Annotated in this window: 22 protein-coding genes, 1 tRNA gene and 4 pseudogenes; 12 read left to right on the top strand and 15 right to left on the bottom strand. The window is 62.5% G+C overall.

Annotation, left to right across the window (positions count from 1 at the left end):
• From JCM21793_RS25600 to JCM21793_RS12120, 8 genes and pseudogenes are all read left to right on the top strand, one after another.
• Nucleotides 1-1,768 (top strand): annotated as a pseudogene (locus tag JCM21793_RS25600) (primosomal protein N'); the annotation flags it as partial.
• Nucleotides 1,769-1,871: 103 nt separating this feature from the next.
• Nucleotides 1,872-2,267, top strand: a complete 396-nt coding sequence (locus JCM21793_RS12150) for an AGROH133_08824 family phage infection protein (RefSeq protein ID WP_007009214.1) — start codon at nucleotides 1,872-1,874, stop codon at nucleotides 2,265-2,267.
• 208 nt (nucleotides 2,268-2,475) lie between these two features.
• A pseudogene (locus JCM21793_RS25595) lies at nucleotides 2,476-3,053 on the top strand (F0F1 ATP synthase subunit delta).
• Nucleotides 3,053-4,582 carry a F0F1 ATP synthase subunit alpha gene (atpA, locus tag JCM21793_RS12140; protein ID WP_007009216.1) on the top strand — a complete coding sequence of 510 codons (1,530 nt, stop codon included), beginning with the start codon at nucleotides 3,053-3,055 and terminating at the stop codon, nucleotides 4,580-4,582. The pseudogene JCM21793_RS25595 and the gene atpA overlap by 1 nt, the downstream one beginning before the upstream one ends.
• Nucleotides 4,583-4,594: 12 nt before the next feature.
• Nucleotides 4,595-5,470: a F0F1 ATP synthase subunit gamma gene (locus JCM21793_RS12135; protein WP_007009217.1), complete on the top strand. Its 876-nt coding sequence runs from the start codon at nucleotides 4,595-4,597 to the stop codon at nucleotides 5,468-5,470.
• A 23-nt stretch (nucleotides 5,471-5,493) separates the two neighbouring features.
• A complete protein-coding gene (atpD, locus tag JCM21793_RS12130) occupies nucleotides 5,494-7,032 on the top strand; it encodes a F0F1 ATP synthase subunit beta (protein WP_025030544.1) in 1,539 nt (512 codons plus the stop codon).
• Between the two features lie 63 nt (nucleotides 7,033-7,095).
• The gene (locus JCM21793_RS12125; protein WP_007009219.1) at nucleotides 7,096-7,500 is read left to right on the top strand and encodes a F0F1 ATP synthase subunit epsilon; all 405 of its coding nucleotides are present in this window, start codon (nucleotides 7,096-7,098) and stop codon (nucleotides 7,498-7,500) included.
• A gap of 222 nt (nucleotides 7,501-7,722) precedes the next feature.
• The gene (locus JCM21793_RS12120; protein ID WP_025030543.1) at nucleotides 7,723-8,727 is read left to right on the top strand and encodes a M23 family metallopeptidase; all 1,005 of its coding nucleotides are present in this window, start codon (nucleotides 7,723-7,725) and stop codon (nucleotides 8,725-8,727) included.
• Between the two features lie 71 nt (nucleotides 8,728-8,798).
• On the opposite strand, the gene JCM21793_RS12115 is transcribed toward JCM21793_RS12120, so the two are convergent.
• The 13 genes and pseudogenes from JCM21793_RS12115 to JCM21793_RS12055 all read right to left on the bottom strand — a co-directional run bounded on the left by JCM21793_RS12115 (nucleotide 8,799) and on the right by JCM21793_RS12055 (nucleotide 20,569).
• Complete coding sequence (locus JCM21793_RS12115; protein ID WP_025030542.1) at nucleotides 8,799-9,320, bottom strand: RNA pyrophosphohydrolase; 522 nt, start codon at nucleotides 9,318-9,320, stop codon at nucleotides 8,799-8,801.
• Nucleotides 9,321-9,337: 17 nt separating this feature from the next.
• Nucleotides 9,338-10,514: pseudogene (locus tag JCM21793_RS25590) on the bottom strand (divergent polysaccharide deacetylase family protein).
• Between the two features lie 200 nt (nucleotides 10,515-10,714).
• Nucleotides 10,715-12,040: a S41 family peptidase gene (locus JCM21793_RS12105; protein WP_007009223.1), complete on the bottom strand. Its 1,326-nt coding sequence runs from the start codon at nucleotides 12,038-12,040 to the stop codon at nucleotides 10,715-10,717.
• Complete coding sequence (locus JCM21793_RS12100; RefSeq protein WP_025030541.1) at nucleotides 12,030-13,337, bottom strand: murein hydrolase activator EnvC family protein; 1,308 nt, start codon at nucleotides 13,335-13,337, stop codon at nucleotides 12,030-12,032. The genes JCM21793_RS12105 and JCM21793_RS12100 overlap by 11 nt, the downstream gene beginning before the upstream one ends.
• A gap of 177 nt (nucleotides 13,338-13,514) precedes the next feature.
• Nucleotides 13,515-13,997 carry a 23S rRNA (pseudouridine(1915)-N(3))-methyltransferase RlmH gene (rlmH, locus tag JCM21793_RS12095; RefSeq protein WP_025030540.1) on the bottom strand — a complete coding sequence of 161 codons (483 nt, stop codon included), beginning with the start codon at nucleotides 13,995-13,997 and terminating at the stop codon, nucleotides 13,515-13,517.
• Nucleotides 13,998-14,057: 60 nt separating this feature from the next.
• Nucleotides 14,058-14,453 (bottom strand): ribosome silencing factor, encoded by a 396-nt coding sequence (gene rsfS / locus JCM21793_RS12090; RefSeq protein ID WP_007009225.1) that lies wholly within the window; start codon nucleotides 14,451-14,453, stop codon nucleotides 14,058-14,060.
• A 138-nt stretch (nucleotides 14,454-14,591) separates the two neighbouring features.
• Nucleotides 14,592-15,233 carry a nicotinate-nucleotide adenylyltransferase gene (locus JCM21793_RS12085; RefSeq protein WP_081784696.1) on the bottom strand — a complete coding sequence of 214 codons (642 nt, stop codon included), beginning with the start codon at nucleotides 15,231-15,233 and terminating at the stop codon, nucleotides 14,592-14,594.
• Between the two features lie 14 nt (nucleotides 15,234-15,247).
• Nucleotides 15,248-16,533 (bottom strand): annotated as a pseudogene (locus tag JCM21793_RS25585) (glutamate-5-semialdehyde dehydrogenase).
• Nucleotides 16,527-17,687 carry a glutamate 5-kinase gene (gene proB, locus JCM21793_RS12075; RefSeq protein ID WP_025030537.1) on the bottom strand — a complete coding sequence of 387 codons (1,161 nt, stop codon included), beginning with the start codon at nucleotides 17,685-17,687 and terminating at the stop codon, nucleotides 16,527-16,529. Before proB ends, JCM21793_RS25585 begins: the two are co-directional and overlap by 7 nt.
• A gap of 11 nt (nucleotides 17,688-17,698) precedes the next feature.
• Nucleotides 17,699-18,736, bottom strand: a complete 1,038-nt coding sequence (obgE, locus tag JCM21793_RS12070) for a GTPase ObgE (RefSeq protein ID WP_025030536.1) — start codon at nucleotides 18,734-18,736, stop codon at nucleotides 17,699-17,701.
• A 110-nt stretch (nucleotides 18,737-18,846) separates the two neighbouring features.
• Nucleotides 18,847-19,440 (bottom strand): GNAT family N-acetyltransferase, encoded by a 594-nt coding sequence (locus JCM21793_RS12065; RefSeq protein ID WP_025030535.1) that lies wholly within the window; start codon nucleotides 19,438-19,440, stop codon nucleotides 18,847-18,849.
• Nucleotides 19,441-19,562: 122 nt separating this feature from the next.
• Nucleotides 19,563-19,832 (bottom strand): 50S ribosomal protein L27, encoded by a 270-nt coding sequence (gene rpmA, locus JCM21793_RS12060; RefSeq protein ID WP_007009231.1) that lies wholly within the window; start codon nucleotides 19,830-19,832, stop codon nucleotides 19,563-19,565.
• An 83-nt stretch (nucleotides 19,833-19,915) separates the two neighbouring features.
• The gene (locus tag JCM21793_RS12055) at nucleotides 19,916-20,569 is read right to left on the bottom strand and encodes a 50S ribosomal protein L21 (RefSeq protein WP_025030534.1); all 654 of its coding nucleotides are present in this window, start codon (nucleotides 20,567-20,569) and stop codon (nucleotides 19,916-19,918) included.
• 258 nt (nucleotides 20,570-20,827) lie between these two features.
• Here JCM21793_RS12055 and JCM21793_RS12050 point away from each other — a divergent pair.
• Nucleotides 20,828-20,917, top strand: a tRNA-Ser gene (locus JCM21793_RS12050).
• Between the two features lie 361 nt (nucleotides 20,918-21,278).
• Here the strand turns inward: JCM21793_RS12050 and JCM21793_RS12040 are convergent.
• Nucleotides 21,279-22,490, bottom strand: a complete 1,212-nt coding sequence (locus tag JCM21793_RS12040; RefSeq protein WP_025030532.1) for a serine hydrolase domain-containing protein — start codon at nucleotides 22,488-22,490, stop codon at nucleotides 21,279-21,281.
• Complete coding sequence (locus JCM21793_RS12035; protein ID WP_025030531.1) at nucleotides 22,487-23,086, bottom strand: TetR/AcrR family transcriptional regulator; 600 nt, start codon at nucleotides 23,084-23,086, stop codon at nucleotides 22,487-22,489. Before JCM21793_RS12035 ends, JCM21793_RS12040 begins: the two co-directional genes overlap by 4 nt.
• A 79-nt stretch (nucleotides 23,087-23,165) precedes the next feature.
• Between JCM21793_RS12035 and JCM21793_RS29225 the strand changes: the two genes are divergently transcribed.
• From JCM21793_RS29225 to JCM21793_RS30280, 3 genes are read left to right on the top strand one after another with little or no spacing between them, the layout of a single operon-like run.
• A complete protein-coding gene (locus JCM21793_RS29225; protein ID WP_155983430.1) occupies nucleotides 23,166-23,318 on the top strand; it encodes a hypothetical protein in 153 nt (50 codons plus the stop codon).
• Complete coding sequence (locus JCM21793_RS25580; protein WP_202901424.1) at nucleotides 23,305-24,294, top strand: DUF418 domain-containing protein; 990 nt, start codon at nucleotides 23,305-23,307, stop codon at nucleotides 24,292-24,294. Before JCM21793_RS29225 ends, JCM21793_RS25580 begins: the two co-directional genes overlap by 14 nt.
• A 17-nt stretch (nucleotides 24,295-24,311) precedes the next feature.
• Nucleotides 24,312-24,389, top strand: coding sequence for a DUF418 domain-containing protein (locus JCM21793_RS30280; protein ID WP_244439739.1), 78 nt, complete (start codon nucleotides 24,312-24,314; stop codon nucleotides 24,387-24,389).
• The last annotated feature ends 16 nt before the right edge of the window (nucleotides 24,390-24,405 follow it).

Raw genomic sequence — 24,405 nt, 5'->3', positions numbered from 1 at the left:
CGGCCGACGGCCAGGCATGGACCAAGGCGGGGCTTGCCCGATGCCGCTGGCGTCTCCTCCAGCGTGATCGAGGGTTTGCGCACGCAGGGCGTATTCGAGACGGTTTCGATCCCGCCGCGCCCGGTGGTGGCTCTGCCCGACCCGACATTCGGGCGCGCGACGCTGACCGATGGGCAGGCGGAAGCCGCCGCGCGCCTGCGGGAAAAGGCCGGCACCGATGCCTTCAGCGTGACTCTGATCGACGGTGTGACGGGTTCGGGCAAGACGGAGGTCTATTTCGAGGCAGTGGCGGCTGCGCTGGAGCGGGGCAAGCAGGTTTTGATCCTCATTCCCGAGATCGCGCTGACACAGGCCTTTCTTGAACGCTTTCATGACCGGTTTGGTGCAAAGCCCGCCGAATGGCACTCCGACCTTGCGCCGAAGAAGCGCGAGCGTGTCTGGCGGCAGGTGGCCGAAGGGCAGCTGCGGGTGGTGGCGGGCGCACGCTCGGCGCTGTTCCTGCCCTTTCGCGAGCTTGGGCTGATCGTGATCGATGAGGAACACGACCCGGCCTACAAGCAGGAAGACCGTGTCTTCTACAATGCGCGCGACATGGGCGTGGTGCGTGGGCACATTGGCGGCTTTCCGGTGGTGCTTGCCTCTGCAACGCCATCGCTTGAAAGCCGGGTCAACGCCAATCAGGGCCGCTATGAGCGGATCGTGCTTTCCTCGCGCTTTGCCGATGCGGCGCTGCCCGACCTTGCCACCATCGACATGCGCAAGGCGGCGCCCGAGCGTGGCGGTTTCCTCTCGCCGGTGCTGATCGAGGAGATGAAGAAGACGCTGGCCAGAGGTGAGCAGTCGCTTCTGTTTCTCAACCGGCGCGGCTATGCGCCGCTGACCTTGTGCCGGGTGTGCGGGCATCGGTTTCAATGTCCGGACTGTTCGAGCTGGCTGGTCGAGCACCGTTTTCGGCGGCAGCTTGTGTGCCATCACTGCGGCTATAACGAGCCGCGCCCGGAGGCCTGTCCGGAATGCGGGACGCTCGACCATCTGGTGGCCTGCGGGCCGGGGGTGGAGCGAATCACCGAAGAGGTGGACCAGCTTTTTCCCGATGCGCGCACCATCATGCTGTCATCCGACGATGATGGGGGGCGTGAAGCGGCTGCGGCTGGAACTGGAGGCCATCGCCAAGGGCGAGGCAGACATCATCATCGGCACGCAGCTTGTGGCCAAGGGGCACAATTTTCCCGGCATGACGCTGGTGGGTGTGATCGACGCGGATTTGGGGCTGGCCAATGGCGATCCGCGCGCGGCGGAGCGCACCTTTCAGCTTCTGGCGCAGGTGACGGGGCGTGCCGGCCGCACGGGGCGAAAGAGCCTCGGCCTGTTGCAGACCTATCAGCCGGAACATCCGGTGATGCGGGCGATCGTGACGGGCGATGCGGAGGCGTTTTATGAGCGCGAGACAGCCGAGCGCGAACGGGCGGGGCTTCCTCCATTTGGCAGGCTTGCCGGCATCATCGTGAGTGCAGCCACGCGCCAGGAGGCCGAAAGCCATGCACGCGCGCTGCGGCGTGCGGCGCCTCGCGCCGATGAGGTGGATGTGCTCGGCCCTGCCGAAGCGCCGCTGGCGCTGGTGGCCGGAAGGCACCGGTTTCGGCTGCTGGTGCATGGCACGCGCCGCGCGGACATTCAGGGCTTTCTGCGCGACATGATCAAGGCAGGGCCAAGGCCGCGCGGCTCGGTGCGGGTTCAGGTGGACATCGATCCGCAGAGTTTTCTGTGAAGTGTGGCTGGTGCGCTATGCCGTCCGGGGGTTGAAACAGGATAAGAGAGCCGAAGCTTGAAATAGGCCTTTTCGGGCCGCAATCCGCAAACGGGGGTTTCAGATGCAGTTCTCCTTTCCATGGCCGGTAACCCAGGGCGAATGGCTGGCTTGGTCGGCGGCGGCGGTGACGATCTTCATCGGCCTGTTCGTCATGTTCATGCCCAGGCTGGCCCTGCGTCTCTTCCGGCTGCAGCCGGCGGCGGAGCGCACCGAAATGCTGGTCGTGCCGCGCGCCATCATCGGCGGTTTCTATATCGGTTTCGGGCTGGCGGCGATGATGCTGGCGCAGCCCTTCATCTATCTGGCGCTTGGCGCAGCGTGGGCCGTGTCGGCTTTCGGCTGTGTGATCTCGATGCTCTCGGATGGTGCGAAGGCGCTTTATAGCTGGCTGTTTCTGCTTCTGTCGCTCGTTCTGGCGGTGCTGCCGCTGGCCTTCGTGATGGGATTCGTTGCCTGACAGATCAAAAATGCGTCGAAACTGCGACAAAGCAACCGGTTTGCCGGGGGCTATGCGTGTTGCGACTCTCGGAAGCCTGTGCTAGACGGCAATCGGCTTTCAGCAGGAAGGCATGTCCTATGTCTTTTTGCGAGGGGAAAAATTCAATCAGGTCAGAGATTTAGCCCGAGCTCGGTGCTCCAGCAAAAAATCTTGTGGCCTTCTATGCATGAGAGATGACCATCCCGTGGCACAATCTGGCTCCATGATTTCCGGAATGGCAGGGCGCTACGCTGGTTCGCTTTTCGAACTGGCGAAGGAAGCAAGGCGATTTCCACAGTCGAGGCCGATCTCGGTCGTTTCGAAAAGCTTCTTGAAGGCAGCGACGATCTTCAGCGTCTGGTCGAGAGCCCGGTTTTTTCCGCGGACGATCAGCTGAAGGCGATCAGCGCCGTTCTCGACAAGGCCAAAATCACGGACCTGGTCGGCAATTTCCTGCGTGTCGTGGCGAAGAACCGGCGTCTGTTCGCCGTTCCGCAGATGATCCGCGCATTCCGCCACATTGCCGCAGAAGATCGCGGTGAGACCACGGCGGACGTGACGGCAGCGCATGCGCTCAACGCGACGCAGGAGAAGGAACTGAAGGCCGCCCTCAAGGCAGTGGCTGGCAAGGACGTTTCAATCAACGTTTCCGTTGATCCCTCCATTCTCGGCGGGCTGGTGGTCAAGATGGGCTCGCGCCAGATCGACACATCGCTCAAAACCAAACTCAATTCGCTCAAGCTTGCACTGAAAGAGGTCGGCTGATGGACATCCGTGCGGCGGAAATTTCCGCAATTCTGAAGGATCAGATAAAGAACTTCGGCAAGGAAGCCGAAGTTTCAGAAGTTGGCCAGGTGCTCTCCGTGGGCGACGGCATTGCCCGCGTCTATGGTCTGGACAATGTCCAGGCCGGTGAGATGGTGGAGTTCCCAGGCGGCATCCGCGGCATGGCGCTCAACCTGGAAGTCGACAATGTCGGCGTCGTTATCTTCGGTAGCGACCGTGACATTAAAGAAGGCGACACGGTGAAGCGCACGGGCGCCATCGTGGACGTTCCGGTCGGTCCGGAGCTGCTTGGTCGCGTTGTTGACGCGCTCGGCAACCCGATCGACGGCAAAGGCCCGATCAAGGCCAAGAAACGCGCACGCGTTGACGTAAAAGCGCCGGGCATCATTCCCCGCAAATCGGTTCACGAGCCGATGTCCACGGGTCTCAAGTCCGTTGACGCACTGATCCCGATCGGTCGCGGCCAGCGCGAGCTGATCATTGGCGACCGCCAGACCGGCAAGACCGCCATCGTTCTCGACACCTTCCTCAACCAGAAGCCGCTCAACGACGGTGACGACGAGAGCCAGAAGCTCTACTGCGTCTATGTCGCCGTTGGCCAGAAGCGCTCCACGGTTGCACAGCTTGTGAAGGTTCTGGAAGAGCGCGGCGCTCTCGAATACTCGATCATCGTCGCCGCAACCGCTTCCGACGCCGCTCCGATGCAGTTCCTGGCTCCGTTTGCCGGCTGCGCCATGGGCGAATATTTCCGCGACAACGGCAAGCATGCCGTGATCGCCTATGACGATCTGTCCAAGCAGGCCGTCGCCTACCGTCAGATGTCGCTCCTGCTGCGCCGCCCGCCGGGCCGCGAAGCCTATCCGGGCGACGTGTTCTACCTGCATTCCCGCCTGCTCGAGCGCGCGGCGAAGATGAACGACGAGCAGGGCGCTGGTTCGCTCACCGCTCTGCCGGTCATCGAGACGCAGGCAAACGACGTGTCGGCCTACATTCCGACCAACGTGATCTCGATCACCGACGGACAGATCTTCCTCGAGACCAACCTGTTCTTCCAGGGTATCCGCCCGGCCGTGAACGTCGGTCTGTCGGTGTCGCGCGTCGGCTCCGCAGCCCAGATCAAGGCGATGAAGCAGGTTGCCGGCTCCATTAAGGGTGAGCTCGCCCAGTACCGTGAAATGGCTGCGTTCGCGCAGTTCGGTTCTGACCTCGACGCCTCGACCCAGCGCCTGCTCAACCGCGGTGCACGCCTGACCGAACTCCTGAAGCAGCCGCAGTTCTCGCCGCTGAAGACGGAAGAGCAGGTTGCCGTGATCTTTGCCGGTGTGAATGGCTACCTCGACAAGCTGCCGCTTGCCGACGTCACCCGTTTCGAGCAGGGCCTGCTTTCGCACATGCGTGCGGACGGCAAGGACGTGCTGGAAGCGATCCGCAAGGAAAAGGCGCTTTCCGACGATCTGCGTGAGAAGCTCAAGGCACAGATCGACGCATTCGCCAAGAACTTCGCCTGAGGCTAAGCGAGCATGGCTTCCCTTAAGGAACTTCGCAACCGGATCGCCTCGGTCAAGGCGACGCAGAAAATCACCAAGGCGATGCAGATGGTCGCCGCGGCGAAACTGAAGCGCGCCCAGGAGGCGGCCGAGGCTGCGCGGCCCTATGCCGAACGCATGGGAACCGTGCTCGCCAACATCGCCGGCGCCGTGTCGGGAACCGACGCGCCGCCGCTGATGGCCGGCACCGGCAAGGACGACGTGCATCTCCTGGTCGTCGCCACGGCCGAGCGCGGTCTTTGCGGCGGCTTCAACAGCCAGATCGCCAAGAAGGCGCGCGAGCACATCCGCGCACTTCTGCGGGACGGCAAGACGGTGAAGGTGCTCTGCGTCGGCAAAAAGGGTTACGACATCCTGCGTCGTGACCATGGCGACCTGATCATCGATCGCGTGGACCTGCGCGAGGTGAAGAAGATCGGCTTCGAGAACGCGCATGAGATCGCCCGTCAGGTGATCGGCCTGTTCGAGAAGGGCGAGTTCGACATCTGCACACTGTTCTACTCCGAATTCCAGTCGGTGATGTCTCAGGTGCCGACCGCGCTGCAGATCATCCCCGCAGCGGTTCCCACAGAGGACGCCGGCGAAGGTTCGGATGCGGTTTACGAATACGAGCCGGATGCGCCTTCCATTCTTGCGGATCTGATCCCACGCAACATTTCGGTGCAGATCTTCCGTGCGCTTCTTGAGAACGCAGCCGGTGAGATGGGCGCCAAGATGACTGCCATGGACAGCGCGACGCGCAACGCAGGCGAGATGATCGACAAGCTTTCGATCACATACAACCGCCAGCGCCAGGCGCAGATCACCAAGGAACTGATCGAAATCATTTCGGGCGCGGAAGCGCTCTAACGGACCGAAGAGGTTAAACGAACATGGCCAAAGCAGCGACCCCGAAGACGGCGTCCGCGACTGCCGCAAAGAAGGCGGCTCCGGCACGCAAGACGGCTTCCACCCGCAGCACCGCAGCAAAGAAAGCAACTGGCGCAACCGGCACGATCCGCCAGGTCATCGGCGCCGTTGTCGACGTGCAGTTCGAGGATCACCTGCCGGCGATCCTGAACGCTCTGGAGACCGACAACCAGGGCAACCGCCTTGTGCTCGAAGTGGCGCAGCACCTCGGCGAGAACACGGTTCGCTGCATCGCCATGGACTCCACCGAGGGTCTGGTCCGCGGCATGGAAGTTCGCGATGCGGGCAGCCCGATCGCGGTTCCGGTCGGTGACGCAACGCTTGGCCGTATCATGAACGTGGTCGGCGAGGCCATCGACGAAGCCGGTCCTGTGAAGGGCGACGGCACCCGCGCCATCCACCAGCCAGCTCCCGACTATGTGGACCAGTCCACGGAAGCCGAGATCCTGGTCACGGGCATCAAGGTTGTCGACCTGCTCGCTCCTTACGCCAAGGGCGGCAAGATCGGCCTGTTCGGCGGCGCCGGCGTTGGCAAGACCGTTCTCATTCAGGAACTTATCAACAACGTCGCCAAGGCGCATGGCGGTTACTCCGTGTTCGCCGGCGTTGGTGAGCGTACCCGTGAGGGCAACGATCTCTACCACGAGATGATCGAGTCCGGCGTGAACCAGGATCCAGCCAAGAACAATGGCTCGACCGAAGGTTCCAAATGCGCCCTCGTGTTCGGCCAGATGAACGAGCCGCCCGGCGCGCGCGCCCGTGTTGCTCTGACCGGCCTGACGGTTGCCGAGCACTTCCGTGATCAGGGCCAGGACGTTCTGTTCTTCGTCGATAACATCTTCCGCTTCACGCAGGCGGGCTCCGAGGTGTCGGCGCTTCTCGGCCGTATTCCTTCGGCCGTGGGCTACCAGCCGACGCTGGCGACCGACATGGGCGCCCTGCAGGAGCGCATCACCACGACCACGAAGGGCTCGATCACCTCGGTGCAGGCCATTTACGTGCCCGCCGACGACCTGACCGACCCGGCGCCGGCAACCTCGTTCGCCCACTTGGACGCAACGACCGTGTTGAACCGCGCCATCTCGGAAAAGGGCATCTACCCGGCCGTGGATCCGCTCGATTCGACCTCGCGCATGCTCGACCCGACGATCGTCGGCGAGGAGCACTATCAGGTGGCGCGTCAGGTGCAGGAAATTCTCCAGCGCTACAAGTCGCTGCAGGACATCATCGCCATTCTCGGCATGGACGAGCTTTCCGAAGAGGACAAGCTGACGGTTGCCCGCGCCCGCAAGATCGAGCGCTTCCTGTCGCAGCCCTTCTTCGTCGCAGAAGTGTTCACCGGCTCGCCGGGTCTCTTCGTGGACCTGGAAGACACGATCCGCTCGTTCAAGGGTCTGTGCGACGGTGAATACGATCACCTGCCGGAGGCTGCCTTCTACATGGTTGGCACGATCGAGCAGGCTGTCGAGAAGGCACAGAAGCTGGCAGCGGAAGCAGCCTGACCCAGGCTATGACCGGGAGGTTCGCACGAACCTCCCGCCTTCATGCCAAACCGGTAGGACACGATGGCTCAATCCTTCAAATTCGATCTGGTCTCGCCCGAGCGGCTTCTGGTTTCCCAGGATGTCGAATCGGTTGTCATTCCCGGCACCGAGGGCGAACTGACCGTCATGGCGACCCACGCGCCGACCATGACCAGCATCAAGCCGGGCGTGGTGGCCGTTGCTGCCGACGGCAAAACGGAACGCTATGTGGTTTTCGGCGGTTTTGCCGACATTCTCCCCGATAGCTGCACCGTTCTGGCCGAATCGGCAGTGCATGTGGACGACATCAATCGTGAAGACCTTGCGCGTCGTATCCAGGATGCCCGTGAGGATATCGAAGACGCCAAGGATCACGAGACACGCCTGCGTGCCGAAGAGTTCCTGCATCAGCTGACAACGCTGGAAGGCGCTATCCTTCCAGCCTGATTGGCCGTTTGTTTGAGGGAAAAGCCGGGCCAGCGCCCGGCTTTTTTCGTTTGAGCCTGTAACAGTCGGATGAGATTGCCGGGTTAGAGCATCGGACCGAAAAGTGGAATCCGGTTTTCGGGCTACTCCGATGCTCCATCAATAGTTTAGATCGTCCTTTGTGCGTCCGAATGGACGCACGGCGATCTAGAATAACGCGGACTGTGATCTGGAGCGATTTCGATGATTATACGCAAGCTGACTGGCCTGCTTTCTGGTGTCGTCGCGGTTGCGGCAGGCAGTGGCGTTTACGCTCAGGAACCGGATCTCCGGACACTGCAGCTTGGCCGACACTTCACTGAGGTTTTTCAAACGGGTTCTGCGGAAGATGTGTGGTCACGGATGTCGGGCAAGATGCAGGCCGCGCTTGGTAGCCTGAATCACCTCAAGGGCTTCCAGGCGTCGGTGAGGCTGACATTCGGCCCGCAGACCGGCATTCTCGATGAGCAGACGGAGCGGCGCAGCACGCTCCGGACGTACCGCCGCCGTGCCACCCATGCGAGCGGGGCGGATGTCGTCTGGCAATGGAGTTTTGGCCCTGACGATAGTATCGCAGGCTTCTATGTGCGGCGTGTGCCCGAGGAAGCTGTTTCCACGCATCTCAACTACGAAACACGCGCCGCGCTTCGCCTGCCCTTCGAGGGTGAGTGGTATGTCTTCTGGGGTGGCCGCACTCTGGAGGAGAACTACCATGCCGAGACCCCGGCACAGCGCTTTGCCTATGACTTCGTGGTTCACAAAGACGGGAAATCGCACAGCGGAGACGGGGCCAGGCTGACGGACTACCATTGCTGGGACCGTGCGATCCTTGCGCCGGCAGACGGAACGGTGGTCGCACGCGTAGACGGCTTGCCCGATCAGGCCATCGGCGAGACGGACGCGCAGCGGCCGGCGGGCAATCATGTGGTGCTGGACCTGGGAGAGGGAGAGTTCGTGTTCCTCGCGCATCTGCGCCGTGGCTCGGTGACGGTCGAGACAGGTGAGCGTGTGCGCAGCGGCCAGGAAATCGGTCGCTGTGGCAACAGCGGGAACACATCCGAACCGCATCTGCATATGCACATGCAGACCACGCCGGACCTCACCGCCGGTGAAGGGCTGCCGGCCCAGTTCCAGAATTACAGGGCCGATGGCGTGTTGCAGGAACGCGGGGAGCCCGTGCGCGGGCAGACGGTGACCGTCGGGGATTGAGGTGCCTGCGCCAGAGAGAGAACGGTGATTTCAGGCTTGGCGGTCTCATCGCATTTCTTGATGAGACCGCTTCAGGGCGCAAGATGACGAAAGGCGTCGACCACGCTGTCATAGACCTTGCGCTTGAACGGCACGATCAGCTTCGGCAGGTCCGTCATGGGCTTCCACTCCCACATGTCGAACTCGGCCTCGTGACCACCGGGCGGCGGGTTGATGGCAATCTCCGTATCCTGCCCCTCGAAGCGGAAGGCGAACCATTTCTGCTTCTGACCGCGATACTTGCCCTTGAGCGCTACGCCTATGAGATGCTCGGGCAGATCGTAGGTAATCCATTCAGGCGTTTCAGCGAGGAATGAGACGGACTTGATGCCGGTTTCCTCGTAGAGCTCGCGATAGGCCGCTTCTCGCGGATCTTCGCCCTTGTCGACACCGCCCTGGGGCATTTGCCAGAGCTGCGTCGCGCCGGACAGTTCGTCGGTATCCGGCTGTACGATGCGCCGGCCTGCCCAGGCGAGACCCCTGCCGTTCAGCACCATGATGCCAACGCATGGGCGATAAGGCAGGTCATTTGCGGACATATTGTTCCTGGCCATTGCTGGGGTTTCCAATGCTATCGGGGCTGCGGGTCGGCGGCGAGCGCCGAAATCGGGACAAGTTCTATCCCGCGCGCGGTGACCTCGCCAGCCCATTCGGCGACGGTGTCTATGGTTTCATCGAACGCCGAGCCCGTGCCGATGGCGAAGCCTCTGGCGCGGGCGATGCGCTCCAGTTCGTCGAGCTTCTTCAGGATCTCGCCACGCTCGGGGCGGCGGTTGTTTCCGGTGGGGTCGATCAGCACGTCGGACGCCGCGAAGGGAACCCCTTCCTGAAGCGCGAGGTCCTGCGCAACACTGCGCGCGGATGTGCCGTCGTCGATATACATAAGCCCGCGCTTGCCCAGCTCGGCCATGATGTCGCCCATGGGCTCCGAATCGGCGGTGAAACGCCCGCCCATATAGTTCATGACTCCGGTATAGTTGGTGATGCGCGAAAGTGCCCAGCGCAGGCGGGACAGGTTTTCCGCGGACGAAGCGTCCACGGGTGAGCGTGTTGCGGCCCGGATTGGGCGCAGGGTAGCCGAAGGGCTCCATTGGCACCTGCAGAACAACCTCATGCCCTGCCTTGCGCGCGGCCTGCATCCAGCGGCCCAGACTGTTGCCGGCCGGCGCGAAGGCCAGCGTGATTTCCGGGCGCAGCGTTTCAATCGCTTCCTGCGTGGTTGTCTGCGAAAGCCCCAGGCCGCCGACGATGACGGCGATCCTGGCGCCCCGCGTGCCCGACCACGAACGGGCATAGACGTCGAACGGGCGGCGGCCGCCGGCGTCGCGCACGGGCAACGGTCCCGTTTCCGATTCCTCGATCAGTGCCCGGTCGGGAAGATGTGCAAGCCTCGGGTGCTGTCCCATGGCCGAAGGATCGCGGATGACAATGACACCGTTGCTGGCAGGTTCTTCCGGACCGAGACGCGTGATCGAGGCGTTCGGCGCGCCCTGTTCCCGCGCTTCCGCCGTGGGCTCCGGCGCCGTCGCTTCGGCAATTGTCTGCTCCACCGGCTCCGTTACGGCGATTGCCGAGGGCGTGCGGAACGGGCGGTCGCGCAGCGCCACGGCGGTGGAGACGCCGAGAATTGCAACGGCGACAAGGCCCACCAGTAAGCGTTCTGTGGTGAAGATGCCCCGTCGTTTCGGCTTTTCGGGCCGGTTATCACGGCCGAGTGGCCGGTCTATGTCTCTGTTCCCCGAAATCATACCCGCCCGTTACGATGGCCGAGGGCCAAGAATCCAGACCGGTCATCTCCTTCGCTGAAGGATTGCCGCTCCAATGTTCAGTCATTCCAAATCTCAGCCCGTGAAGCGCATCGCCGCGCGCGAAATTCGGTTTACCGGCGTGTTGTGTCGCCTGAATGTCATCGCCGGATTGCCTGAAACCGGCGATGACAATTCGATACTTACTGATTCATGACCGCTTTGTCAGGATTTGGCGGGAAAGCGGGATCAGTTTTTTCGCCGCGCAGCAGTTCAAGCGCTGCATTGAGCTGCATGTCGTCCTTGGCATCCGGCGGGACATAGGCGATCGAGCCGGAACCTTCCTCATCCTCTTCCTCACCCTTGATGTGCCCGCGAAGGTCCGATTCGCCCCGACGGAGGTCGCGGCCCTGTAACTCTTCCGGGAGTGGCTGGTCGACCTTGATGTCGGGCGTGATGCCCTTGCCCTGGATCGATTCGCCGGACGGCGTGTAGTAGAGCGCGGTGGTGAGGCGCAGGGCGCCATTCTCGCCGAGCGGGATGATGGTCTGCACCGAACCCTTGCCGAAGGACTGAGTGCCGAGGACCGTGGCGCGGCGATGGTCCTGCAGCGCGCCGGCAACGATCTCGGAGGCACTTGCCGAACCACCGTTGATGAGCACGATCACAGGCTTGCCGTTGAGCACATCGCCAGGCCGCGAATCGAAGCGGGCGATGTCGTTGGCCTCGCGTCCGCGCGTCGAGACGATCTCGCCGCGGTCGAGGAAAGCATCGGAGACGCTGACCGCCTGATCGAGTAGGCCACCCGGATTGAGACGGAGATCGAGCACATAGCCTTTCAGCTCGTCGTCCGGCACCTCTTTGCTGATCGTGTCAATGGCGCTCATCAGGTCGTCGAAGGTCTTCTCGGTGAAGGAGGTGATCTTCAGATAGCCGACGTCTTCCTCCACGCGGAACTTGACGGCCTTTACCTTGATGATGTCGCGCACGATCGTCAGTTCGATCGGCTTGTCCGCGCCCTCGCGCAGAATGGTGAGCTCGATCGGCGTGTTGACCGGCCCGCGCATCTTGTCGACGGCGTCGTTGAGCGACATGCCGCGCACTTCTTCGCCGTCGATTGCCGAGATCAGGTCGCCGGCCAGAACACCGGCGCGCGAGGCGGGTGTGTCGTCAATGGGCGCAACCACCTTGACCAGTTCGTTGTCCATGGTCACTTCAATGCCAAGGCCACCGAACTCGCCCTTGGTCTGAACCCGCATGTCCTTGGCGGCATCCGGGTCGAGATAGGACGAGTGCGGATCAAGCGAGGTGAGCATGCCGTTGATGGCGCTCTCCACCAGCTTCTTGTCGTCGGGCGGGGTTACATACTGGGAGCGTACGCGCTCGAAGATGTCGCCGAAGATCGCAAGCTGCCGGTAGGTATCCGAACCCGCGGCGTTCGCCGAAAAGCCGCTCGTACCGTGGAGAAGCGAAACCGCGGATGCGCCCAGCAGGGCGCCGGCAAACAATAGCGACAAGTTACGTTTCATTTCCTGTCCTTCCAGAGTGTCCCGGAGCCCACCAGGGTTTAGGATCGATCGGTTTTCCGTTCTTCCTGAACTCGACATACAGCTCGGGTGTAACGTCCTCGGTCCCCGGGCCTGCGATGCTTGCCAGACGAGCTTCCCCCATCATGCCGATTGGTTCGCCCGCCAAAACGGATTGCCCCAGCGTCACGCTTACCTTATCCAAACCGGCAAGCACGATATGATAACCGTCGCCGGCGTTGAGTATCAATAGCTGACCATAGGAACGGAACGGTCCTGCGTACAGTACCGTCGCCCCCGCGGGTGCGGTAACGATCGCGCCGGATTGTGTTCTTAGGATGTCGCCCTGAAGTGGCGCGCCGGTATCGTCGTCTTCGCCGAATCGGGCTGCAAACTGGCCCGACACGGGCAGGGCTACCCCGCCGGTGCGTTTCGCAAATGTCGCACCGGCGCCAAGGCGGTTCTCCGGCGAGGTCGGCTCGCTCAACCTCCGCGCACGCTCGGCTTCCGCCTTGCGCAGAGAGGAGATTTCCGTCTCGAGCGATCCGATCAGCTCCTGCAGGCTGGTGGCGCGCGCGGCCAGTGCCTCTGCCTGCTGCTGCTCGGCTGCCATGCGGTTCTCCGCTTCCTGCTGGAGACGCTTCTTTTCATCCAGAAGCAGGGCCAGCCGCTTCTTCTCCTCGGCCTGCCCGGTCACGGTTTTTTGAAGTTTGTCGCGCTCGCCCTCGATCGATGTGACGATGCGGGAAAGATCGCGCAGGTCGCCGATCAGGATTTCCGTTTCCGCGCGCAGTTCAGGCACGACCGCACCGAGAAGGATGGCGCTGCGCACCGATGCGAGGGCATCCTCCGGGCGCACGAGAATGGCCGGTGGCGGGTTGAGGCCCATGCGCTGCAGCGCGCCGAGCACCTCGGCCAGCACACCGCGACGGGACTGGAGCGACTCGCGCAGGTAGCTCTCTTCATGCCGCAGTCTGGTCAGGCGCAGCGAGATCGTATCGATGTCCTCGCTGAGCTTGCGTTCCGTCTTCGCTGCCTGAATGAGGGCTGCCGTGATTGCGGCATTGTCATTCCTGATCGTATCGATCTCGGCGGCGATCTCGGCCAGCCGCTTTTCGGTCAGAGCGATCTCTCGATTAACGTCCTGAAACTCAACCTGGCTCTTGTTGTGCTGGGTCTCCAGGACCTGAATTCCATCCTGTGCAAGGACAGGGGCGGGGAGAACGCAGAAGACGGCCGCAGCAGTAGCGGCCGTCCTGAGACGGGCGAGATATGGGCGCGGCACGAGCGCTTTCTTCATCCCTGGTCTGCCGTTCTACGCGGGGTGGAGGTCATTCAGAGACAGCATAGGCCAATTTTCCTTAAGGAAACATCAACCATGTGGCAGCCGTATGCAATTTTTGGTTGTATTTTGCCGGATGTCAATGCACGAATGTGAAAACACTGGGCGCGGATGTGAAAACAGGGCAAAAACCGCTCAGTCGCGATGATAGGGATGACCGGAAAGAATGGTCGATGTCCGGTAGAGCTGTTCGGCCAGCATGAGACGCACAATCTGGTGCGGCCATGTCTGCGCGCCGAAGGCGATGGTGCGGTCCGCCGCCTGACGCAGTTCGGCGTCATGCCCGTCAGGCCCGCCGATGACAATGGTGAGGCTGCGGCGGCCCTGATCGCGCAAATCCGCGATCGCTTCGCTCAACTGTCGGGACGTGAGGTTCCTGCCGCGCTCGTCGAGCAGGAAAAGGGCTGCCCCTTCCGGGCGCATCTGCGCGATCCTGCGGCTTTCCTCGCGCCGCCGTTCGTCGGTGGATTTGGCGCGGCTTTCGACGATCTCGCTGACGCCTGAAAACTCCAGGCCGACAGCCGGGCCGCTCCTTGCGAAACGCTCCAGATAACGGTCCGCCAAATCCCTCTCGGGGCCGGCCTTCATCCGGCCCACGGCACAAATCGCGATATGCATTCCAGCCTCTCTGCCCGGTGGGCGGAGGTGGCTCATGGGCGCCGTCGTTGCCGACGGCGGTCAGTGAACCGTTTCATCCTCCAGATCGGGGGCCTGCCACATCTTTTCGATGTTGTAAAACTCCCGAACTTCCGGACGGAAGACGTGAACGACAATGTCGCCCGTATCGATCAACACCCAGTCGGCGCCACTCAGACCTTCGACCTTGGCATTGCCAAGGCCGGCCTCCTTGAGCGCACGAATCAGATGATCCGCCACCGCCGCGACATGGCGATGCGAGCGCCCCGACGCGATGATCATATGATCGGCGAGCGGGGATTTGCCCTGGATATCAATGGAGATGATGTTTTCCGCCTTGGAGTCTTCCAGACTCGTGAGGGCTGTTTCAACGGCCTGAGAAACCAGATTCCGACTGGCTTCGGCCGGCGAAGGCACCACGTCAGCCTTCTTCGTCATTGCTGTTCTCAGTGTCTTTCCTTTCCAATAAGAACAAGCTCACCATTGGCGCATGCGCCAATGGTACCCAATAGATAGGCAGAGTCTCTTAACAGTTTCAAGACATCGCCGATCACATGTTTTCACGGAGCCTGGCGGTTACTGTGCCTCTTTGGCCGCATTTCTGATGGCCGTCGAGGACAGCGAGGAGCGGGGACCGTGGATGAATGTCCAGGCCGGCGGTCTGCTGCGAGCAAGAATTGGTGCGTCGTCCTCGTCGATACGGGCATGGTCGAATGTCTTGGCCATGGTGGATGAGAGAAAGGCCAGTGTGGAGCCCGGGCGATCGATTACCGCGATGGGCATGGAGCGGGCGATGTGGCGCCAGCGCTCCCAGCGGTGAAAGTCACGCAGGTTGTCGGCCCCCATGATCCAGACAAAATCGACGCCGCGATTGCGCATCTGAACAAGGTCGATCGTGTCTGCGGTATAGCGGATGCGGTGACCGGCCTCGAAGGCGGTCACCTTGACGCGCGGATCGCTGGTGCATTTTTCAGAAATCGCAATGCGCGCGGCAAGGGGCGCGAGCTCGCGGTGGCTTTTCAGCGGATTTCCCGGCGTGACGATCCACCAGAGCTGATCGAGGCTGAGCCTGCGCATGGCGATCTCGGCGACCAGCGCGTGACCCGCATGGGGCGGGTTGAACGACCCGCCGAAGAGCCCGACAGCCATGCCCGGCTCCACATGGGGCATGCGCAGATAGCGCGCCGGGACAGAGGGAGGCGAAGCAGGCACCGGCATCAAATCATCCGGGCTCACGGCCGGGTCTGGCCGGAGCCGCGAACGCGGTATTTGAACGAGGTGAGCTGTTCGACGCCGACCGGCCCGCGCGCATGCATCTTGCCGGTGGCGATGCCGATTTCCGCACCCATGCCGAACTCGCCGCCATCGGCGAACTGGGTGGAGGCGTTGTGAAGCAGAATGGCGGAATCGATCTCGTTGAAGAAACGCTCAACGGCTGTCGCATCTTCGGCGACGATGGCCTCGGTGTGGTGCGAGGACCATGTGCCGATATGGCGGATCGCTTCATCGACGCCGTCCACCAGCCTTACCGAGATGATGGCATCTAAATACTCCGTGCCCCAGTCCTCGTCTGTGGCAGACGCGGCCGAGGCGAAGCGGGCGCAGACCTCTTCATCGCCGCGAATGGCGCAACCGGCTTCTTTCAGGGCGGAGAGAACCGGAAGCAAAAGCCGGTCGGCTCCTTCCCGATCCACGAGCAGGGTTTCGGCGGCGCCGCAGATGCCGGTGCGCCGCATCTTGGCATTGGCGGCGATGGAAACCGCCATGTCGGTCTCTGCCGAGCGGTCGATATAAAGGTGGCAGATGCCTTCCAGGTGCGAAAAGACCGGGACGCGTGCATCGCTCTGCACACGCTCGACGAGGCTGCGCCCGCCTCGCGGCACGATGACATCGACATTGCCGCCAAGGCCTTTCAGCATTTCGCCGACGGCGGCGCGGTCGGTGACCGGCACGCGCTGGATGGCGTCGGCGGGCAGGCCGGCTTCTCAAGTCCTTCGACGAGGCAGGCATGAATGGCAGCCGAGGAGCGGGCGGAATCGGAGCCGCCACGCAGGATCACCGCATTGCCGGCCTTGAGGCAGAGTGCGCCTGCATCGGCAGTCACGTTGGGTCGGCTTTCATAAATGACGCCGATGACGCCGAGCGGCGTGCGCACGCGCTCGATCTGAAGACCGTTGGGCCGCTCCCATGCGGCGATCACGTCGCCGACCGGGTCTTTCAGCGCGGCTATGGCGCGGATGCCTTCGGCCATGCCGGCGATGCGCGCAGAATCAAGCTTCAGCCGGTCGAGGAGGGCGGGCGAGAGGCCGGCCGCTTCACCGCGTGCCATGTCTTCGCGATTGGCTTTAAGAATCGCTGCTTCATTGCGCGTGAGCGCATCGGCCATGGCTTCCAGCGCGGCGTTCTTGCTCTGTGGCGTGGCAATGGACAACGGGCCTGCGGCAGCGCGGGCGCGCGCTCCCAGATCGTTCATCAGCGCGGTAATGTCCGCGCTGCCCTGCCTGTTTTCCATCAGCATTCAGCCTCCGCCTTTTCCTTCAGCTGGTGCCGCGCATGGGGCGCGGTGACCAGATCGTCGCGATGCACCATGGCAGCGCGCGCTTCGTATCCGAGCACTTCGGCAATGTCGCCGCTTTTCAGACCGGCGATTCTTACGGCATCGGGAGCGTCATAGGCAACCAGCCCGCGCGCCACTTCGCGCCCGTCGGGCCCGTGGATGGCCACCGTGTCGCCACGCGCGAAACTGCCCGAGACATGGGTGACGCCAATCGGCAGGAGCGAGTTTCCTGCGGCAAGCGCCAGAACTGCGCCGGCATCGACCGTGATCGAGCCCGCCGGCTCGAGCTGACCGGCGATCCATGTCTTGTAGGCGCCAACGGGCGTGTCGCTCGCCCTGAAGAGGGTGGAGCGGGCGCCATTGTCGATTGCCGCAAGCGGGTTGAGGCGCGTGCCCGAGGCGATCACCATCGCCGTTCCTGCCGCCGTGGCGATGCGGCCTGCATCGAGCTTTGTGCGCATGCCGCCGCGCGAAAGCTCTGAAGCGGCAGCGCCGGCCATGGCCTCGATGTCTGGCGTGATGGCATCCACCACCGGAATGAAACGCGCATCGGGGTCGCTTGCCGGAGGGGCCGTGTAGAGCCCGTCCACATCGGACAGCAGAACCAGAAGATCGGCACCGAGCATGGTGGCGATGCGGGCGGCCAGCCGGTCATTGTCGCCATAGCGGATTTCGCTGGTGGCGACCGTGTCATTCTCGTTGATGACGGGAACGACGCCCATCTTGAGAAGTGTGGAGACGGTGGCGCGCACATTGAGATAGCGGCGGCGCTCTTCCGTGTCGCCGAGCGTTACGAGGATCTGGCCGGATTTCAGCCCGCGCTTGCGCAGCTCCTCATCCCACGCGCCGGCGAGCGCGATCTGGCCGACCGAGGCGGCAGCCTGGCTTTCTTCCAGCTTCAGCGTGCGCCGCTCGATACCCAGAATGGTGCGGCCAAGCGCGATGGCCCCGGACGAGACCACCAGCACCTCGACACCATCGGCATTGAGTGCGGCAATGTCATCGACCAGCGCGGAAAGCCATTCGCGCTTCAGGCCCTTCTTGCGGTCTACGAGAAGGGCGGAGCCGATCTTGACGGTGATGCGGCGGTGACTGCTGAGCGCGGGGCGGGTCATGCGGGATTTGCCTATTTCTGCCAGCGGTCGTCAGCCGCGTCTGCATCTTCTTCTTCGGCGCGCGCGTCCTGAATGATCTTCATCAGCGCGCGCAGCACGTCCTGTACGCCTTCGCCGGTGGCGGAGGAGAGGAGGAGAGGGCGCCTTCCGCAGGCTTCTGCAAGGGCTGCCTGTTTTTCGGCCCGCGCTTCGTCGTCGAGAAGGTCCACTTGGCTGAGTGCGACGATCTCTGCCTTGTCGGTGAGGCCGTGGCCATAGGCGGCAAGCTCACCGCGAATGGTGGTGTAGACGGCGGCGGGGTCTTCCTCGCGCGCGGAGACGAGATGGAGCAGAACGCGCGTGCGCTCCACATGACCGAGAAACCGGTCGCCAATGCCAACGCCCGCATGGGCGCCCTCGATGAGGCCGGGGATGTCGGCCATCACGAATTCGCGCGCGTCGATGCGCACCACGCCGAGATTGGGATGCAGCGTGGTGAAGGGATAGTCTGCAATCTTGGGCTTGGCCGCGGTAACCGTGGCGAGAAATGTGGACTTGCCGGCATTGGGCAGGCCGACCAGACCGGCATCGGCGATGAGCTTCAGGCGCAGCCATATCCATGCCTCTTCTCCCGGCAGGCCGGGATTGGCGCGGCGCGGCGCCTGATTGGTGGAGGATTTGAAATGCTGGTTGCCGAAACCGCCATTGCCGCCGCTGGCCAGCCTGAAGCGCTGGCCGATTTCGGTCAGGTCGCAAATGAGCGTCTCGTTGTCTTCCTCGTATATCTGCGTGCCCACGGGTACTTTGAGAACAGCGTCCTCGCCCTTGGCGCCGGTGCGGTTTCGGCCCATGCCATGCACGCCGGTCTTGGCCTTGAAATGCTGCTGGTAGCGGTAGTCGATCAGCGTGTTCAGGCCCTGAACGGCCTCGATCCAGACATCGCCGCCGCGACCGCCATCGCCGCCGTCAGGGCCGCCGAACTCGATGTATTTCTCGCGCCGGAACGAAACGGAGCCCGCGCCGCCATCGCCGGAGCGGATATAGACCTTGGCCTGATCGAGAAACTTCATGGGTTTGATCGTCTTTCCGTATCGTTGCGCAGAACCGTCTACAGCATCACGCGCAGAAGTGCGAGAGCAGACAGGTCCCGACCCCGGACTTGCCTGCTCTCAGCTTCCGTTCAGGCGCCCCAGCTTCTGAGACTGACCCAGGTGCTGCGGTCGAGGTGATAGCGCTCGACCGGAACCCTGCCGGCCACAACCGAATCCATCATGCCCTGACCGGCATACTGGAAACCGCACTTGTGGATCACGCGCCGCGAGGCGGTGTTGGTGACGCGGCAGGATACATTCAGCCGGTCGATATCCGTGGCGCGAAAGGCCAGATCGACGAGCGCATGCGCAGCCTCTGTCGCGTATCCCCGCCCCCAGTAGGGCTCGCCGATCCAGTAGCCCATTTCCAGGCCATTCGCACGGTTTTCAACACCGGCACAGCCGATGAAGGCGCCGGTCTCCGAAAGCGTGATGGCGTAGGTGCAGCCACTGATCTGGCCGGCGCGAACGCGGCTCAGGAAGCTTTGCGCATCGGTCACGCGATAGGGGTTGGGCAGGCGCCCGAGCATTTCGGCCAGCCGCCGGTTGTTGGCGAGTTCCACCAGTTCGGTCACGTCGTCGTCGCGCGGGATGCGCAGAACGAGGCGCTCGGTGACGAGGACCGGGCAATCTATTTCAACTCTGGGACTTTCACTCTCGATGTCTTCACTTTCGGCAACCATCGGTTTTCCTCCGGACAAAAAGAAAGGGGAGATGGCGACCCATCTCCCCTTTCGAACCTATTTCCGGAATGTCCAGACACCGGTCCCCGAGATGGGTCGCCGGTGTTGGTGAAGCGGACCGGCTACTCCGCTGCCTCCGTAATCGGGTTTACGGACACGTAGGTTCGACCATTGGCTTTCTTCGCGAAGGAGACAGCACCTGCCTCTTTCGCAAAAATCGTATGATCCTTGCCCATGCCGACATTGACGCCGGGATGCCATTTCGTGCCGCGTTGGCGAATGATGATGTTGCCTGCGAGAACCTTCTCGCCGCCGAATTTCTTCACACCAAGGCGTTTGGACTCGGAATCGCGACCGTTGCGCGACGAACCACCAGCTTTTTTGTGTGCCATTCTTCTGCTCCTTTGCGCTCATGGAGAGCGCTTGCATTCCTAATGCGCCGTCAGGCGCCCGATTTCAACCCTTTGGCGAATGATTATTTCGCCAGTTCCTTGGCCTGCTCGCGCCAGTCCTTGATCTGGTCGGCGCTGAAGGGCATGGCCTCGTCGATGCGCACCACGTCCTCGTCGGTGAGAGCGGCCACCTGAGCGTAGGTGGTGATGCCCTGCTCGGCGAGCTGGCCGGCTGCGACCGGGCCGATGCCCTTGATCTTCGTCAGATCGTCGGGCTCGCCGGCTGGCGCGGTGAAGAGCGGAGCGGCCGCTGCGGGCGCTTCCGCCTTTGCCTCTGCCTTCTTCGGCGCGGCTTCTTTCTTGGCCGGCTTTTCCTCGGCCTTGGCGGCCGGCTTGGCAGCGGCCTTCTTCGAAGGCTTCGCACCGCCCGTCAGGATCTCGGAGATCCGCACGGTGGTCAGAAGCTGACGATGGCCGCGCTTGCGGCGCGAATTCTGGCGGCGACGCTTCTTGAAAGCGATGACCTTCTTGCCACGGCCCTGCTCGACCACCTCGGCGGCCACGCTGGCGCCATCGATGAGCGGCGCGCCGAAGGTCACGTCCTCGCCTTCGCCAACGGCCAGAACGTCTGCAAACTGAATGATTTCACCGGGCTCGCCGGTGACGCGCTCGACCTGAAGCAGGTCGTTTGCGGAAACGCGGTACTGCTTACCGCCGGTCTTGATGACTGCGAACATCTTTTTGCCTTTCAGTGTCCGGTCCGGCTTGGGTCCACAGCATGTGGCCTGCCGTCTTTTTGCCAGTCTGGATGGTTAAACAACAAACGGCGCAGGGGTTTTCCCGCGCCGCAGGTCGCGTGTCCATAACGGAAGAGGTCTGGAAGGTCAAGCAGAGGCGGGAAAAATGCGGCAGATTGGCTTCGATTGGCCCTTGTATCGAAACCGATCACCGGTTATCTAGTGCGCCGCGCTGGCAACAGCAGACCAGCATCTCGCGGAGAGGTGGCTGAGTGGTTGAAAGCACCGCACTCGAAATGCGGCATACTCGCAAGGGTATCGGGGGTTCGAATCCCTCCCTCTCCGCCATTTTCTTGATCTCACGCCAGTTCACTTCGCTCACGGCTCCGATGGGGCGGGCGAAAGCCCGGGCCGCGGTCGCGGCCTGCGGCGTCAGGTTCGAAATCTCTCCCATCCTCTCCGCCACTATGTCGCTCACGTCAGTCTCGCTTCGCTCGACGCTCCGCGGGGCGGCCTGTCCGGCCGGCGGGCAGTCGCCCGCTGGGTTCCGAGTTCGAATTTTCTCCCGAACGCTCCATTGGTTCATGATCGTATGGATCGTCAGCTTCGATATTCCTCTAGTCTGATTATTGTTGCGGGGCAGGTGTGTACTTCGTGATCTGATCGAAGCGGTGGAGCCGGGTTCAGGTGCGGCCGCACCGCGTTTCCCTCACGGCTGCGCGGGCATTGAGCTCTGCTGCTGGCCGTCGCCCAGCGTCTGCGCAAACTCGACGAGTTTTTCACCGATCATCACCGTGCGTAGAAAGATGCCGGCATTGCTGAGGACGACGAGCGTCGTGTCGTTCTCCAGATCGCGCCAGTAGAAATTCGAAAACCCCTGCCATAGACCGTAAGACGTGACGATGGGGAAATCCTGTACATTCCAGCCCAGTCCGGGCTGGAGGGTTTTGCCCAATACGATTTCCTGAATGATCTCACCATTCGCCAGGCGCCCGGGCGCATAGGCGGGCTCGTAGGCTTCTGCGGGCATCAGTGTGCCCTGGCGCAGGGCCTGATCCCAGATGATGAGGTCGCGGGCGCTCGCATATATGTTTCCGTCCCCGGCCACACCGTCAAAACGGTTGAGATCATCGGGAACGTCGGAACCGAAATAGAGGAAGCGCTTGCGAAAGCCGATGGCCCTGTCTTCCAGCAGATTGGTGTTTTCGATGCCGTTGACGACTGCCGTGCGGTGCATTCCCAGAGGGGTGAACAGGCGTGATTGCAGGAAGTCGGCGAATGACTGCCCCGAAACGCGTGCAACGATCTCGGCCAGAAGCGCATAATTGCTGTTCGAGTAGTTTTCCTTTTCGCCCGGCGTAAACATGGGGCCTTCATCCGTCGCGGCAAGCCAGCCGATCAGCTTTGCGGGCGTCAGGATATCCCCGTCCTGCTCCAGTCTCTTCGCCAGTTTACGGCTTCGCGCATAGTCAGGAATGCCGGACGTATGAGAAAGCAGATGATCGAGTGTCACACCGTCATAGCGGCCCAGTTCGGGAATGTGCCGTACAAGAGGGTCGTGCAGCGAGAATTTGCCCTCATGCGCAAGCAGCAGGACCGTGAAAGCGGTGATGTGTTTTGAGACCGAGGCCAGGTTGAAGGATGTCCTGCTGGTGATGGCGCGCCCTGTCGCGGCGTCGGCAAAGCCGACATGGCGCTCGAAAACCGTGCTGCCTTCCCGGGCGATCAGGACCGTGCCGTTGAATTTTCTGGCGCGCTCGAGCGCGTCGAACCAGTCTTCCAGGGCACGCGTCCTTTCTGCGAGCGGCGCATTGGGCGATATGACAAGCTTCGGCAGCTTCAGGGTCACATATTCCAACGCGACGAAGGCGCAGACGGCAATGAGGACCGATATTGCGCCACATATCAGGGCAAGCTTCACGGCTTAACCTGTGTCGCCGCGTCGATGAAGCGCCACAGCGTGGTCTTTGCGGAGCCTTTTGCGTCCTTCAGCAATACCCTTAGCGCGCGCCCCTCGATGGCGTCGAGTATGAGGCCTGCCGTTTCGCGAGGGTCTTCGAACGCGCGGAAGTGGCCAGCGCGCGTGCCCTCTTCGAGCAGCTTTGCAAGACCGGTCACAAGTCCGGCGCGGTTGCCAGAGAACAATGAGGCGATCTGCGGCGCGCGGATGGCTTCGGACAGGATCTCGAGCCCCAGAACCGCATTCTCCGGGCGGGCTGCGTATTCCGCATAGTCTTCAACAAAGCGCTTCAGCGTTGCCTTCGGGTCCGGGCCTGCGGCGAGCAATGTGCGGAAGGCTTCCAGTTCCTGTGCCTCGATCCGTGCGATCTCGGCCAGGACGGCCTCCTTGCCGGAGAAGTGATTGTAGAGATTGCCGAGGCTGATGCCCGCCCGGTGGGCGATGTCGCGCACGCCCGTCTGATGATAGCCGGCTTCCAGAAAGCAGGTGACCGCAGTCTCGATGATGAGCTGCTTGCGCGGGTGGGGGGGCGAGGGCGCCGTTTTCTTTCCGATCATCTTGCAGGTTTCACAATTGACAGATATATGAACGAACGATCGTTCATAATATGGCTGATGTATCGAGATGGAGCAAGGGATGCGGCGCGATAAACACAGAAAATCAGGAGAGCGGCTCTCGCAGAAAGGTGCCAGGTTCATGGTCGATGCAGGCAGATGCCTCGCCGGTGGTGAACCCTGCGGCGCGGCAGCGCGTGATGCGATGGTGGAGGCGCAGCATGACCGTTTCTGATCAGGTCGAACGACCGGCGCGAACCGGGAGGCTGGAAGGTCTGGACCTCGCACGCTTCTTCGCTTTCGTCGGCATGGTGATCGTCAACTTTACGATCGTCATGGGGGCGGAAGGGATGGGGGCGGAAGGGGGCGAGGGACCCCTTGCCTGGTTCACGCTGGCGCTTGAGGGGCGTGCTGCGGCCACATTTGTGGTGCTCGCCGGTATTGGCCTTGGCCTTGCGGCCGGGCGCGGGGTGGAAAGCACCGTGCCGGTCACGATCAGGCGCGCGGTGTTCCTTCTGGTGCTGGGCCTCGCCAACACGCTCGTTTTCGATGCCGACATCCTGCACTACTACGCGTTCTATTTCCTATTTGGCGCGCTTCTTCTCTCGTGGCCGACGCCAACGCTGATCGCCATGATCGTGGCGCTCAACATTGCCTTTGTCGGCATGAACTTCATTTTCGACTACGACACGGGCCGCAACTGGGTGGACTACAGCTATGCCGATTTCTGGACACCGGCGGGCTTTGTGCGGAACCTTTTTTTCAATGGGTGGCACCCGGTTGTTCCCTGGCTGGGCTTTCTGCTCTTCGGCGTCATCCTCAGCCGGCTGAGGCTCGACGAAAGGCGTTTGCGCAACGCCCTGATGTTTGGTGGCGTGGCGGCGTATCTGCTGGCCGAGGTGCTTGGCGCGCAACTGCGCCCGCTTCTGGCGTCGCTCGATCCCGAGCTTGCCTATCTGGCGACGACGGGGCCGGTGCCGCCCATGCCGCTCTATATGCTGGCTGGCATGGGGATGGCGTCATTCGTGGTGGGTGTCTGCCTGTGGCTTGCGGAGCTGGCTGCCATGGCGCCGTTCATGCGGGTGGTTGTGCCCGCCGGACGGCAGACGCTCACGCTCTACATTGCCCACATCATGGTTGGCATGGGGGTGATCGAGGCGCTCGGCATGCTGGGTGGGCAGACACTGGGTGTGTCGTTCATGCGTCGCTGATCTTCTGTTTCGTCGCGGTGCTGTTTGCGTGGCTGTGGTCGCGCGCCTTCAGGCGTGGGCCTGTCGAGATGCTGATGCGGGAGCTCGCCGGATAGGGCAGGCGCTGCCCTC

The organism is Nitratireductor aquibiodomus NL21 = JCM 21793 (assembly GCF_000615975.1).
Classification (GTDB): Bacteria; Pseudomonadota; Alphaproteobacteria; order Rhizobiales; family Rhizobiaceae; genus Nitratireductor; species Nitratireductor aquibiodomus.
Note: the sequence above shows the minus strand (reverse complement) of the source record. Positions and strands in the feature narration are given on the sequence as shown.